At 40.9% G+C, this 12,836-nt stretch carries 12 protein-coding genes and 1 tRNA gene; 9 read left to right on the top strand and 4 right to left on the bottom strand.

The window, feature by feature from the left end; genetic code table 11:
* Positions 1-27: 27 nt before the first annotated feature.
* Positions 28-567 (top strand): hypothetical protein, encoded by a 540-nt coding sequence (locus tag OD355_RS05790; protein WP_263037515.1) that lies wholly within the window; start codon positions 28-30, stop codon positions 565-567.
* Positions 568-628: 61 nt separating this feature from the next.
* Here the strand turns inward: OD355_RS05790 and OD355_RS05795 are convergent, their stop codons facing one another.
* Together OD355_RS05795 and OD355_RS05800 are read right to left on the bottom strand one after the other, a co-directional pair.
* Entirely contained in the window at positions 629-1,324 is a 696-nt protein-coding gene (locus tag OD355_RS05795; protein WP_263037516.1) for a response regulator transcription factor, read from the bottom strand.
* Between the two features lie 125 nt (positions 1,325-1,449).
* Positions 1,450-2,355 (bottom strand): nucleotidyltransferase family protein, encoded by a 906-nt coding sequence (locus tag OD355_RS05800; protein ID WP_263037517.1) that lies wholly within the window; start codon positions 2,353-2,355, stop codon positions 1,450-1,452.
* 115 nt (positions 2,356-2,470) lie between these two features.
* On the opposite strand from OD355_RS05800, the gene OD355_RS05805 reads away from it, so the two are divergent.
* The 5 genes from OD355_RS05805 (at position 2,471) to OD355_RS05825 (ending at position 7,328) form a co-directional block, all read left to right on the top strand.
* On the top strand, positions 2,471-3,370 hold the full coding sequence (locus OD355_RS05805; protein ID WP_263037518.1) for a 1-aminocyclopropane-1-carboxylate deaminase/D-cysteine desulfhydrase: 900 nt from the start codon (positions 2,471-2,473) through the stop codon (positions 3,368-3,370).
* A 59-nt stretch (positions 3,371-3,429) separates the two neighbouring features.
* On the top strand, positions 3,430-4,239 hold the full coding sequence (locus OD355_RS05810) for a hypothetical protein (protein ID WP_263037519.1): 810 nt from the start codon (positions 3,430-3,432) through the stop codon (positions 4,237-4,239).
* Between the two features lie 31 nt (positions 4,240-4,270).
* On the top strand, positions 4,271-4,606 hold the full coding sequence (locus tag OD355_RS05815) for a hypothetical protein (RefSeq protein WP_263037520.1): 336 nt from the start codon (positions 4,271-4,273) through the stop codon (positions 4,604-4,606).
* 250 nt (positions 4,607-4,856) lie between these two features.
* A complete protein-coding gene (locus OD355_RS05820) occupies positions 4,857-5,645 on the top strand; it encodes an alpha/beta fold hydrolase (RefSeq protein ID WP_263037521.1) in 789 nt (262 codons plus the stop codon).
* Between the two features lie 141 nt (positions 5,646-5,786).
* Entirely contained in the window at positions 5,787-7,328 is a 1,542-nt protein-coding gene (locus tag OD355_RS05825) for an alpha-L-fucosidase (protein WP_263037522.1), read from the top strand.
* 55 nt (positions 7,329-7,383) lie between these two features.
* Here OD355_RS05825 and OD355_RS05830 read toward each other — a convergent pair.
* Positions 7,384-7,457 (bottom strand) — tRNA-His (locus OD355_RS05830).
* Between the two features lie 315 nt (positions 7,458-7,772).
* On the opposite strand from OD355_RS05830, the gene OD355_RS05835 reads away from it, so the two are divergent.
* The 3 genes from OD355_RS05835 to OD355_RS05840 all read left to right on the top strand — a co-directional run bounded on the left by OD355_RS05835 (position 7,773) and on the right by OD355_RS05840 (position 11,076).
* A complete protein-coding gene (locus OD355_RS05835) occupies positions 7,773-9,908 on the top strand; it encodes a carboxy terminal-processing peptidase (protein WP_263037523.1) in 2,136 nt (711 codons plus the stop codon).
* 516 nt (positions 9,909-10,424) lie between these two features.
* On the top strand, positions 10,425-10,784 hold the full coding sequence (locus OD355_RS13940) for a type II toxin-antitoxin system RelE/ParE family toxin (protein ID WP_382303470.1): 360 nt from the start codon (positions 10,425-10,427) through the stop codon (positions 10,782-10,784).
* On the top strand, positions 10,771-11,076 hold the full coding sequence (locus OD355_RS05840; protein WP_263037524.1) for a helix-turn-helix domain-containing protein: 306 nt from the start codon (positions 10,771-10,773) through the stop codon (positions 11,074-11,076). The genes OD355_RS13940 and OD355_RS05840 overlap by 14 nt, the downstream gene beginning before the upstream one ends.
* A 322-nt stretch (positions 11,077-11,398) precedes the next feature.
* Here OD355_RS05840 and OD355_RS05845 read toward each other — a convergent pair whose 3' ends face one another.
* Complete coding sequence (locus tag OD355_RS05845) at positions 11,399-12,814, bottom strand: efflux transporter outer membrane subunit (protein WP_263037525.1); 1,416 nt, start codon at positions 12,812-12,814, stop codon at positions 11,399-11,401.
* Positions 12,815-12,836: the final 22 nt, after the last annotated feature.

The raw sequence follows: 12,836 nt of genomic DNA on the forward strand, positions 1-12,836 counted from the left end.
GATATGATCATCCTAAAATGATTTTATATGCGAAAAAAAATATTACCGCTCTCTGCACTATTGATCTTATATTTTGCCGGCTGCAGCCAGGCACAACAAACAAGTCAAGAAGATACAGTATTAACTGCCGCTCCGGATGGTACCGGCACTTCCGCTGATACAACACTGGTTGCTCAGCCAGATGAGGTTGCGGAAGCAGTAGCTCCCCAATCATTACCCGACATTTCCGGCAAACATGCATTTACACTGCAATGGTTAGGATGGAACACGCCGGGTAGTGTGGAAATAACCAGTACAGGAAATAACACCTATACCGTAAAAGGTGCACAGAAAAGAAAAAATGAATATGTAAAAATTGATGGCAAGCTTACCATGCTTTCACCCAATGAGCTGGAGTTTGACGGTACCATTATTACCAGAACAGATATCAACTACCAGGGAAAGGAATGCGTAAAAAAAGGAAAACAAATATTTCTGTCAACTAAAAACCGGAAGTACTGGCGGCTGCAAAATATGGACAATTGTGAGGGAAACAGGGTACTGGACTATGTAGACATCTACTTTTAAAGCCATATAAAAAATGCCGCAATTTTGAAGTTTGCGGCATTGTAGTAATAAGAATATCATTTTAGGGAGAAACAAGCCTGAAGCCGTTCCCGTGGATATTCACAATTTCAAGATCAGGGTCATCCTTGATGTATTTTCTTAATTTAGCGATGTATACGTCCATACTTCTGCCATTGAAATAGGTATCGCTGCCCCAGATTTTTTTGAGCGCTTTTTCACGCGGTAGCAGATCGTTTTTATGTTCGGCCAGCATTTTCAGCAGTTCATTTTCTTTTGGAGAAAGTGTCTGTGTCTGTCCGTCGTGTGATAATTCACGCAAGCGCGGGTTGAAATGGTAGCCTCCCAAGTCGTACTCAACGTATTCATTATCTTTGTTTACTTCTTCATTTCTTTTGAGGATAGCTTTGATCTTCATCAATAAAACTTCGCTGTCAAAAGGTTTGGTTATGTAATCGTCAGCGCCGAGTTTATAACCCTGGATAATGTCTTCCTTCATGGTTTTGGCACTCAGGAAAAACAGGGGCACATCCGGATCAATATCCCTGATTTCTTCTGCCAGTGTAAATCCGTCCATGTTAGGCATCATTACATCCAGCAAACAAATATCTATATTTTCACGTTGAAATGCTGCGAGACCCAGACGACCATCGCGTTCTAACACTACATCGTAATCGTTCAGCTCAAGGTAATTTTTCAGTACCATTCCCAGATTCTGATCGTCTTCACAAAGAAGAATGCGGTATTTTTTTTGTTCCATTGTATTCTTTTTAATCTAATTAGTGAGCAAAATAGGTATTTTTCTTAAACGGAATTGTTAATATTTCCAAGAAAAATCATATATAACATAGCAATAATCATGCTAAACCATAAAAGCTCTGCATATTATGCCCACAGATTATTCGGGTAAATGCTATTTTGTACCAGTTCTTTTACTTTTTCCTGTACTACCGGGGCGTCTTCTTTATAGGTTACACCAAACCACACAGAGTCGGTTGGTATCACTTCAATTACGCCCATACCTTTTTTTATAAATATGTCAGCTACCTTGGGCATAAGGAATTCAGATTTGATGTCGCTGATGTTTTTAGAAAGAAATTCGTCAAACTCTTTCTCACAAAGGTCTATAAAGCTCTTGTCGAAGCAAAAGAAATTCATGCTCACAAAGGTTTCGGGATTCATTTCCACCTCATGCTCATTTTCATCGAGGTATACAACTTTTCCTGCGTCTTTTTTATAGATTTTCAGTCTTTCTTCAATGCCTACCAGTTCCCCTTTTTCATTAGTGATAATCTCCCCGCGGCTCACGCTGCCATTATCACTCAAAGTATTTTTGAGTTTGTAAGCGATGGAAGCGTAGGTCTGTTCATTAGCCCTGTTTTTAAGGAAATCAATTGCCTTTACAAAAGCATCTCTTCCATAAAAATCATCTGCGTTGATCACCGCAAAAGGACCGTGCACTTTTCCCTGGCAGCAGAGAATGGCCTGGGCAGTGCCGAAGGGCTTTACGCGGTCTGCAGGGATCTCGTATTTTTCAGTGCCGGTGGTCATTTTCTGGAACACATATTCCACTTCAATTTTAGGCAGCATTTTAGCCTCGAACTTGTCACGAAACTCCTGGTGAAATTCTTCGCGTATAATGAACACAACCTTCTCAAAGCCAGCCTGGATTGCATCGTAAACTGAGTATTCTAAAATTGTTTCACCGGAAGGCCCAAAAGATTCCATCTGTTTCATACTACCATAACGGCTAGCCATACCTGCAGCTAAAATCACTAATGTAGGTTTCATTGTTTTATAGTTTTATTATGTTTATTTTTATTTCGTAAAAATACTGATTTATTATTGAGTTTGTAGTAAATACGCAATAATAAAGCAAACATATTCCTAATTTTCTATTGACAAGATGTTTAAAATTACGGCAGCATTATTTGAACCACAACGTGTTGAAACACTCTGGACCAGGCAGCACAATATTTTTCTGGACATACTGCGTACAGACCTGTTGCATCCTGTTGTGAGCGGCAATAAATGGTTTAAACTGAAATACCATGTAGAGGATGCCTTTGCAAAGCATTTTGATACCATCCTTACTTTTGGCGGCTGTTTCTCCAATCACATTGTAGCTACCGCCTTTGCATGTAAACAAGCAGGATTAAAAGCCATTGGCATCATCAGGGGAGAGCTGGAGTCTGCCCAAAAGGCGCACACTTTACAGCAGGCCCTCTCTTACGGCATGCAACTGTATTTTGTAACTCGCGAGCAATTCAGGGATAAAGAAGCCATCAAAAAAGAGTTTAAAAATGTATACCCTGTAAATGAAGGAGGCTACGGCATACTCGGAGCAAAAGGTGCAGGCGAAATGCTTACCGGCATAGCAGACCATCAGAGGTATCACCACATTGTGATGGCCACAGGCACAGGCGCTACAATGGCCGGCATTGTTGATCGGGCGCTACCTTACCAGAAAATTACGGGTGTCAGCGTCATGAAAAACAACCGTTCACTGGATAGTGAAATGCGGGCACTGCTTTCAGAAAGTTCGGTACATAAAAATTATGAAATCATCCACCGGTACCATTTTGGCGGCTATGCCAGGAAAAGCGAAGATCTACTGCTGTTTATGAACGAGTTTTACATGGAGACGAAAGTGCCTACAGACTTTGTATATACAGCCAAAGCATGCTATGCTTTAAAAGAAATGATTGTGCAAGGTGACATCCCGGGCGGCTCCCGGGTACTATTTATCCATACCGGCGGATTGCAGGGAAACCTTTCTTTGCCAAAAAGCAAATTGATTTTCTAATAAACTTTTTAAAGAATATTTTGGTCTCACATATATTGTTTTCAGTTACTTTTACAGCCATGTTGAAAAGACCATTTATTTTAATAGTATTTTTTTTACTGGTAAATTTCCTGTTTGCACAAAATACGCTGCCTGATTTTTCGATTGTAAAAAATAGCAAAAACGAGAATATAATTTCCTGGCGCAACCCTTTCGGCTCTGGCCTGGTACAGTTAACTGTACAACGCTCAACCGATACGGTAAAAAATTTCAAAACAGTGAGTTCGGCAGAAATGCCTTCAGCAGCCAACGGATCATATTCCGAGCCGTCTACCGGCAAATATTATTATCGAATTGCTTACATGCTTAGTGACGGTAAATATTTTACCACACCTCCCAAAACTGTAGCATCAGGGTGGGAGACACCGGGGCTACTGAGCTATCTCGCTTCCTACGATACCATTGTAGTTTCTAACGGCAGCGCAAGGCTGAATTATCTAAAAACAGATTTTGCAAGATTCAGGGATTCCATCCTCAACAATACTGCTGATACACTGAAATTTTTATCCGGCAATGATGTGTTTCATCTATACCACAATCCGAACCCGTCAGTCAGTGTGGCTACTGCCAACAATTACAGGTTCATTTCCAATTATATGTACATCAATGTAGAAGGCAACCCTGTGATCAGGTTGCCTTTCAACGATTTTTATAACTATACTATGATCATTTACAACCGCGACGGGCGTACGATTATGTACAGGATAAACAATTTTGAAAGCAATGAACTGATATTGAGCAAAGCGAGTTTTATTTATCCAGGTTTTTACAACTATGAGCTCTTCTATAATAATGTTTTAAGAGACAAGAATAAAATTGAAATCCGTTAAACACCATTTTTTAATCAAAAAAAATAACAAGATGCATATAAAAAAATTAGCGTTACTCGCGATCCCGGTTTTATTGGCAGCCTGCGAAAGCTTAGATCAAAGCCCGGAAGTTTCCATACAGGCAAAAGACGGCAATGTAAATGTAAATTCCTCCGGCCTGGAAAAAGCTACAGATTCTACGCTGAAAGGCCCGGCAAGCATCAACATCAGCAAAGATGGCAATGTATCCGTCAACGGCAAGAATGTAGGCATAAACGTAGATTCAGGGGGCCTGAACGTGAAAATGAAAGACGGGAAAGGCGTGCAGATAGATTCAGGCAAAATCAAAGTCAATATCGGCGGTATTAAAGTAGATATACAAAAATAATTTTATTTTAAATAGAGTCTATCCCATCAGTACGCAGTTTTCATGTACTGCAGTTTGGATTGCCGGCGTTGATAGTAAAAGTATTGCCCGTGGACTGTATGTTGCTCTTGTATCTTTTCCGCTCAATTAACATATGCAGCTATTGTGGGGTCAAAGTCCTGATTAATATGTAGCACCAAAACAACTTTCTTTACCGTATCTTACCAATTTAATAAACACTTTGCGGCAGATACTTTGCAGTTTTACAAATATGTTGAGTTACACAGTTTTTCGCAACGAAAATACAACCAAGTGGGTAACATTTATTCATGGGGCCGGGGGAAGCAGTTCCATTTGGTTCCGACAGATAAAAGCCTTTAAAAAGGAATTCAATGTACTGCTGGTCGATCTTCGCGGACATGGTAACAGTAAAAATCCATCGAAACTGCAGTTGAAACAAAAGTACACTTTTGATGTTGTCACCAATGACATTGTAAAAGTTATACACCATCTGGAAATTAAAGAATCTCATTTTATAGGCATCTCACTCGGCACCATTCTGATTCGCGATCTGGCTGAGAAGCATCCTCACCTGGTGGAAAGCATGGTCATGGGCGGCGCAGTGCTGAAGTTGAATATCCGGTCAAAAATATTAATGGGCTTCGGCAATATCTTTAAATCAATAGTTCCATATATTTTTCTTTACAAACTTTTTGCTTTCATCATCATGCCGAAAAAGAATCATAAAGAGTCGCGGTTGCTTTTTGTGAGGGAAGCAAAAAAACTGTACCAGAAAGAATTCATACGGTGGTTCAGACTCACAGCCGAACTTACACCACGTTTGCGGTTTTTCAGATTGAATGACATCAGGATTCCCACCCTGTATGTAATGGGTGAGCAGGATCACTTGTTCTTACCTTCTATTAAAGAAATTGCTGCCAGGCATATACATGCACAACTTCACATCATAAAAAACTGCGGCCATGTAGTAAATGTTGAACAGCCAGTCGAATTCAATCAGCAGGTTATCTCCTTTCTGAAACTACAGCATTCGCCTTAGGAAGGACAGGCCATATTCCTAATAAGCAAAGTGCCTGTGATAATTTTACCACGATGAGGTATCTTTTAAATAAAACTGTTCAGCATGTAATAGTACGGCTTCATAAAATTGAGTACTTTTGCCTATATTAATTTAGGTGCTATGAACAGGAGATGCTTATTTCTATCAATTTTTTGTTTCAATATTTATTTTATTGCTGCGCAACCGCTTGGAAACTTTGTAAAAATTCACCCGCAGGACTCTTATGCTACCATTATTCAGAAGGCTGCGTATGTAACTCCCTCTGAAAGACAATACAAATGGCAGCAACTGGAACTCACTGGCTTTTTGCACTTTGGAGTAAATACTTTTACCGGCAGAGAGTGGGGCACAGGCCAGGAAGACCCTGCTATATTCAATCCCGCAAAGCTGGATGCAGAGCAATGGGTAAAAACTATGGCAGGTGCGGGTTTCAGGCAACTGATCATCACAGCAAAACACCACGATGGCTTTTGTTTGTGGCAAACAAAAACAACAAAGCATTCGGTGGCTGCCAGTCCCTGGAAAGCAGGGAAGGGAGACGTGGTAAAGGAAGTAGCAGACGCCTGTAAAAAATATGGCGTTGGCTTTGGAGTTTATCTTTCCCCGTGGGATATGCATTCAGCGCACTACGGCACGCCGGAATACAATAATTTTTTCATTAAACAGCTAACAGAACTCTTAACGCAGTACGGCCAGGTAGACGAAGTATGGTTCGATGGCGCAAAAGGGGAAGGTAAAAACCAGGTGTATGATTTTGACAGGTGGTATGCTTTGATCAGGAAGCTGCAGCCGCAGGCAACCATCGCTATCATGGGGCCGGATATCCGATGGGTAGGCACTGAAACAGGTGTGGGCAGAACCACAGAGTGGAGCGTGATACCCGCCGATCCGAACCTGCTGAAAAAAGTGGCAGCCGAATCGCAGAAAGATGTGGCCTTTGCCCCTGTCGGCGACAAGCGCAATGAAGACCTGGGCAGCCGCGAAAAAATAAAAAATGCAACGGGGCTGATGTGGTATCCGGCAGAAACAGATGTATCTATGCGCCCGGGATGGTTTTATCACCCTGCGGAAGATACCAAAGTAAAATCGCCTGTAAAACTCATGAACATATACTTTACCTCGGTTGGCAGAAACGGCGTACTGTTGTTGAATGTGCCGCCCGATAAAGATGGGCTCATCAGTGATGCAGACATCCAAAGCCTTTCAGGCTTCAGGAAACTCTACGATAAAACCTTTTCAAGAAACTATGCTGCAAACGCTTTCTTATATGGCATTAACGGCAAAATGACCACTGATATTTACGATGGCAGGATCGATACTTATTTCACCACCAAAGGAAAAGATACTACAACCACCATCAACATTAACCTGCGCGACCGATTCACCATTGATCTTTTATCCATACAGGAAAATATACAGGTAGGCCAGCGTATAGAAAGTTTTATCTTGGAATATTTTGATGAAAATGAAAAATGGAGCAAGCTTACAGAAGGTACCACTGTAGGCTATAAACGCATCCTGCCTTTTACACCGGTAACCACACAGTATTTAAGGCTGCGGGTTTTATCATCCAGGTCAAACCCTACGATTTCTGAAATAGGGTTGTATAAATTGCCAAAGTTGGAGGATACAGCAGGAGAAGAGTTCCTGAAAGAAAACTAAACATTAATTTATAAATAAAAAAGCGAAATCAAATTACTGATCTCGCTTTTTTGAGGGAGGATGAGGGGTTTCGAACCCCCGACCTTCGGAACCACAATCCGACGCTCTAACCAACTGAGCTACAACCTCCGTTTTGGGGATGGCAAAGATAATAAATTGGTTGATTTCAGCAAAAATAAAATTATTTTTATTGTGAAAAACAGCGTTATCTATTTATGAATACATCTATAAAACCGCGGAACAGGTTTCATGAGTACATCTAAAACAAAAAAAAGCACGTGTGCAAAATATTTCTTTATCTTTATCAGCATATCTTAGCACGATTTTAATGCAATACTAAATATATTGCACTATTATTGGAATGCGTATAACTTTGTATCAAATTTAATGTCGAAATAGTCGAATTACTGAATGTCAAAACAATATATAAACCAACTAATAATTATGATTAGCAGAAAATTGCTTCCCGTTGCGGCTGTGGTGATTATTGCAGGGCTACTTGTTTCCGGAAGCTGCAAAGGGAACAATGAAAATGATTCTCTTTACAAACAACAACAATTGCTGGTGGGAGTGGGAATATTTATGCAACGCTACCATTACGCGCCAAAAGCTTATGACGACAAGTTTTCAGAGGCTGTTTTCAATGCTTACCTGGGAAAAAGATTAGACCCTGAAAAGGCTATTCTTCTGCAAAAAGATATTGATACCCTTAATAAATATAAACTCACGCTGGACGATGAGCTGCGTGGTGAAATACCTTTGAGCTTTTATCCTAATGCAGTCAACAGTTTTAAACAACGTATAAAAGAAGCTCAGAACATTACCAATAAACTGCTGGCCAAACCATTTACTTTTACTGCTAATGAGGTATTGGAAAACAACAGGGATAGTGCAAATTTTCCTGCCAATGAAGCAGAACGCGATGAGCTGTGGAGAAAGAGGATCAAGTACCAGGTACTTACCAAATATTATGACCTGTACAGCCAGCGTGAAAAAGCCAAAGCTGATGATCCCATCAAAAAGAAGACCGATGCACAACTGGAAAAAGAAGCCCGCGAAAAAGTAAAGAGCATCATGGACAGGTACTTCAAACGCTACAATACCGGCGCTTTTGAGCAAACCAAGCAGTTCAGCAATTACCTGAATGCCATTGCAGACCAGCAGGATCCGCATACAGCCTACATGGCGCCGTTTGACAAGGCTGACTTTGACGCACAAATGAGCAATAAAATTATCGGCATAGGTGCACAGCTCAGGGAAGAGAATGGTGAAATAAAAATTGTAAGCGTGGTAGTAGGCGGCCCGGCATGGAAAACCAAAAAAGTGCATGCCAATGACATTATTACCAAAGTTTCTACCGGCAACGCACCGCTGACAGATCTGGCGGGTTACGAACTGGAAGATGCCATTAAACTCATCAGGGGTGTGAAAGGCACTAAGGTAAATATTGTACTAAAGAAAACAACCGGCGTTGTAGACACCGTGTCTATGCTGCGTGAAGAAATCAACATTGATGAAGCAGCCGCCAGGAGCGTAATCATCAACAACCAGGACAAAAAAATTGGCTACCTCTACCTGCCTGAATTTTATGCAGACTTCCAGGATCCGAAGGGCTCACGTATTGCCAGGGATGTAAAAACGGAAATTGAAAAAATGAAAGCCGAAGGAATAGACGGTATGATCGTAGACCTGCGTTTTAACCCCGGTGGTTCGTTGTATGATGTAAACCAGATCATTGGCTACTTTATCAATTCCGGCCCGGTGGTACAGGTAAAAAACAGGCAGGGAAGAACACAGGACCTGAAAAACGGCAGGGACAGCAAGCTGCTTTACGACGGGCCGCTCGCGGTAATGATCAATGAAATGAGCGCTTCTGCATCCGAGATCTTTGCAGCAGCCATACAGGATTACAAACGCGGTATTGTAGTGGGCAGCACATCTACATACGGTAAGGGCACTGTACAGCGTGCCATTCCTTTGGGTGATGAAGATCCCAAAACCGGCCAGCCGGAATTTGGCAGCCTGAAATTAACTATTGAAAAATTCTACCGTATCAATGGTACCTCTAACCAGAAAAACGGGGTAGCTTCCGATGTGGTTTTGCCGGATATTTTTGAATCTTTAAAGATCAGGGAAAAAGACCAGCCCAATGCATTGAACTGGGATAAAATTGCTCCGGCAACATTTTCACCCTGGAAAATTGATTACAATTTCCCTGCGGTAAAAGCTGCTGCCATACAACGCATCAACAACAATAAAGCTTTCGAACTCATCAAAAAAACTTCTGAATGGATGGCAGCCAACCAGGATCGTCCGTCTGACCTGAATTTTGAGAAATACAAGGCATACCAGCTTGAAAGCAAAAAGATCATGAACACCGATGATACTTTAAGTAAACTGAAAGTACCGATGAACGTAGCAGTACTGCAGGTAGACCGTCCGAAGTTTTACGAGAATAAAGACAAATCCAAGCAGGACTTTTACCAGAAATGGCTGGAAGACCTGAAGAAAGATATTTACATTGATGAAACCTCCCGCATTGTTTATGATATGATCAGGAACGCAAGGCCATTGCAGTAGAGGATAGCTGAAACACCTTAATTAAGCCCGGTGATGCCGGGTTTATTAAGGATTGAACAACTTAACATAATATAAATTATAAGACAAAATGCTTTGTAGCTATAATGTATATGTCTGCACTCGGTTGCTCTTCGCTTGCCCTGCGGGTTAAATAAAAGCTTACGTCTTCAATATCCAGCAAATAAAGTTCCCGGCTTTGCATTTTGTCTTATAATTTTGAGTTATGTGTAAATAGCCGAGCGGCCACCGCAATTTGCTTGCAAAATTTTAATTTGTCGGACTGAAAACTTAAAGCCACCGCAGAGCCTCTGCAAAAATTTATTTCTTTTTTTTCAGTGCAGATTTTTTATTCAATTTTTCCCACCCACTTGCAGCACATTTACAAGCCGCACAAAAACCTACACACAAACCAAAGTTTGCAAAGAGCGAATTTTTATCCACGGTTCTTTTTCAACAGAATAAAACTGCCAAAGAAAAAAACTTACATATTGATAACTTTTAAGTTAACTTTGCAAAATGAATACTCAGAGGCAAATCATTTTTCACGAGCACTATTTTATTGACTTCTACATAGAGCAATCCGAAAAGGTGCAGGAAAAAATTGAGTATGTTTTTAAAATTATTCGTACTGTTCAAAATGTTCCTAAAAAGTTTTTAGACCATATGACAGGAACTGACGGGATTTACGAAATACGGATAGAATTTGAGAGCAACATTTACCGGATATTTTGTTGCTTCGATAAAGGGAACTTGGTAGTTCTGTTTAATGCGTTTCAAAAGAAAACGCAAAAGACACCGAAAAAGGAAATTGATTTAGCTCTGAAACTGAAAGATGAATATTTTAAACTAAAAAAGAAAAACAATGAACACAAGTAAAATTAGAAATGCTAAAAACTTTGACGAGTTATTAGACATTAAATACGGAAAAATCGGCACTGAAAAACGTGATGAATTCGAGGAAAAGGCTCAATACTTTGTAATCAGTGAAATGCTGAAAGAAGCCCGGAAAGAAGCAAATATGACACAAGAACAACTTGCTCAAAAAGTCGGCACTAAGAAAAGCTATATTTCACGCCTTGAAAACGGAAAATGCGACATACAGCTTTCTACGCTTTACAGGATTTTCGAGTTTGGGCTTGGGAAACGTATATATCTTACAATCGGGTAACTACCATAGAGACCAACATCTATGACAAAATTTTCCCGACATTAGAACAGATGATTGATTAAAAGTAAAGCCGACAGACGAAGAACGGAAACTTCTTCATTTCAAAAATGTAAATAATCCCTTCGGAAAAAAACAAATCGGAAAATCGCCAATCGGGAACAACCAAACTTTCTACAGTTTACAGTTTCAAAGGTTGGGAAATAGCGACATTGTTTTTTGCTTGTAGAAAATGAGGGCGATAAAGAATATGAATTCACGACAGACAAGTTAATTTACACAGTAATTACACGTTGCAGACAAAACTTAATCATTATCAACATTCCTAATTACTTCCACCGCCAAGCGCCTGGTAAAGTTCTACCACTGCCTGCAACTGCTGCAGCTTGTCGTTAACGGCAGCCAATTGCGCCTGCAATAAATTTTGCTCAGACATCAGCACATCGGTGTAGTTGGTGGCAGAGCTGTATTTCAACAGTTCTTTATTGAACTCTACTGCTTTCTGCAAAGAGGCTATCTGCAAGCTCCTGGTTTGTTGTTTTTCAACACCGGTTTCATAAGCATACAATGCATCTGATACTTCTTTCCCGGCATTGAGAAAGCTTTGTTGAAATGCGTACAATGCCTGCAGTTGCTGCGATTCAGCTACTTTGAGCTGTGTCTTCAGCGCACCTCTGTTGAAAATAACCTGTGTAAGATTGCCGCCGATGTTGTAAAACAATGGCGAGTTTTTAAACAGGTTTTCAAAACGCAGGGAAGAAATTCCCAGCGCTGCGGTGATGTTGAGGTTGGGATAAAAACTCGCACGGGCAATGTTGGCGTTTTCAAAGGCAGTCCTGAAAGCAAATTCAGCCACCTGCACATCAGGCCGGTTGCTTAATAGCTGCAATGGCACACCGGTCTTCAGATCCGTTATTATTTTTTGGGCATCTAAGCTACTGCGGGCGATGGTTTCAGGTGCCTCGCCTGCCAATATACTCATCATATTTTCTATTTCGCGGATAGATCGTCTTATGTCAGGAAGACTTACCTGTGCCGCATACAGGCTGGCTTCACTTTGCACAACTGCTGCACCTGTAACTATTGCAGCTTCTTTAAGCGCCTTCATGGTTTGCACATCTTCCTGCCGGATAGCAATGGCAGCTTCTGTAATTGCGAGGTTTTGGTCTAATGCCAGCAACCGGTAATAAAACGAGGCCATGTTGGCAATAATCTGCGTCTGAACCGCCCGCTTCGCTGCATCGGTTTGCAGCAACCTTGCCAGAGCAGCCTGTTCTGCGCTTTTTAATTTACCCCAGATATCTATTTCCCAGGAAGCGTTTACACCTAATTGCACCGGAGTATTTGTGGTGTTGATGTCAAACCCTGCTGCATTTGTATTGGAACGGCTTGATCGGTTTACACCTGCGCTCAGGCTGCCATTTAATGAAGGCAGGAAAGCAAGGCCACTCTGCCTGTATAAAGCAGTTGCTTCATTAATGCGTTCTACAGCAATCTTCAGATCAAAATTATTCGCAAGCGCTTTATGAATGAGGGCCTGCAAAGCAGCATCTGTAAACAATTGCTGCCAGGGAAGATGTGCTAAAGTGGTCGTGTCGTTGGTGCTTACATCCCTGTAAAGTTCGTATTGCAGCTCCTGCTTTACTTCAGGCGGCGTGTAAGTTTGTGTAACCTTACAGGAAACCAGTAAAAGTGTAATGCTAAAAACAGCTATGTATATTTTAAAATTCTTCTTCTTCATTATATTATTAAAAAATAGTAAT

The organism is Haoranjiania flava (assembly GCF_025631005.1).
GTDB lineage: Bacteria > Bacteroidota > Bacteroidia > Chitinophagales > Chitinophagaceae > Haoranjiania > Haoranjiania flava.

Excerpts from the sequence above, each read along its gene's own strand:
- OD355_RS05790 (WP_263037515.1), top strand. The coding sequence starts at position 28 with ATGCGAAAAAAAATATTACCGCTCTCTGCACTATTGATCTTATATTTT.
- OD355_RS05795 (WP_263037516.1), bottom strand. The coding sequence starts at position 1,324 with ATGGAACAAAAAAAATACCGCATTCTTCTTTGTGAAGACGATCAGAAT.
- OD355_RS05800 (WP_263037517.1), bottom strand. The coding sequence starts at position 2,355 with ATGAAACCTACATTAGTGATTTTAGCTGCAGGTATGGCTAGCCGTTAT.
- OD355_RS05805 (WP_263037518.1), top strand. The coding sequence starts at position 2,471 with ATGTTTAAAATTACGGCAGCATTATTTGAACCACAACGTGTTGAAACA.
- OD355_RS05810 (WP_263037519.1), top strand. The coding sequence starts at position 3,430 with ATGTTGAAAAGACCATTTATTTTAATAGTATTTTTTTTACTGGTAAAT.
- OD355_RS05815 (WP_263037520.1), top strand. The coding sequence starts at position 4,271 with ATGCATATAAAAAAATTAGCGTTACTCGCGATCCCGGTTTTATTGGCA.
- OD355_RS05820 (WP_263037521.1), top strand. The coding sequence starts at position 4,857 with ATGTTGAGTTACACAGTTTTTCGCAACGAAAATACAACCAAGTGGGTA.
- OD355_RS05825 (WP_263037522.1), top strand. The coding sequence starts at position 5,787 with ATGAACAGGAGATGCTTATTTCTATCAATTTTTTGTTTCAATATTTAT.
- OD355_RS05835 (WP_263037523.1), top strand. The coding sequence starts at position 7,773 with ATGATTAGCAGAAAATTGCTTCCCGTTGCGGCTGTGGTGATTATTGCA.
- OD355_RS13940 (WP_382303470.1), top strand. The coding sequence starts at position 10,425 with ATGAATACTCAGAGGCAAATCATTTTTCACGAGCACTATTTTATTGAC.
- OD355_RS05840 (WP_263037524.1), top strand. The coding sequence starts at position 10,771 with ATGAACACAAGTAAAATTAGAAATGCTAAAAACTTTGACGAGTTATTA.
- OD355_RS05845 (WP_263037525.1), bottom strand. The coding sequence starts at position 12,814 with ATGAAGAAGAAGAATTTTAAAATATACATAGCTGTTTTTAGCATTACA.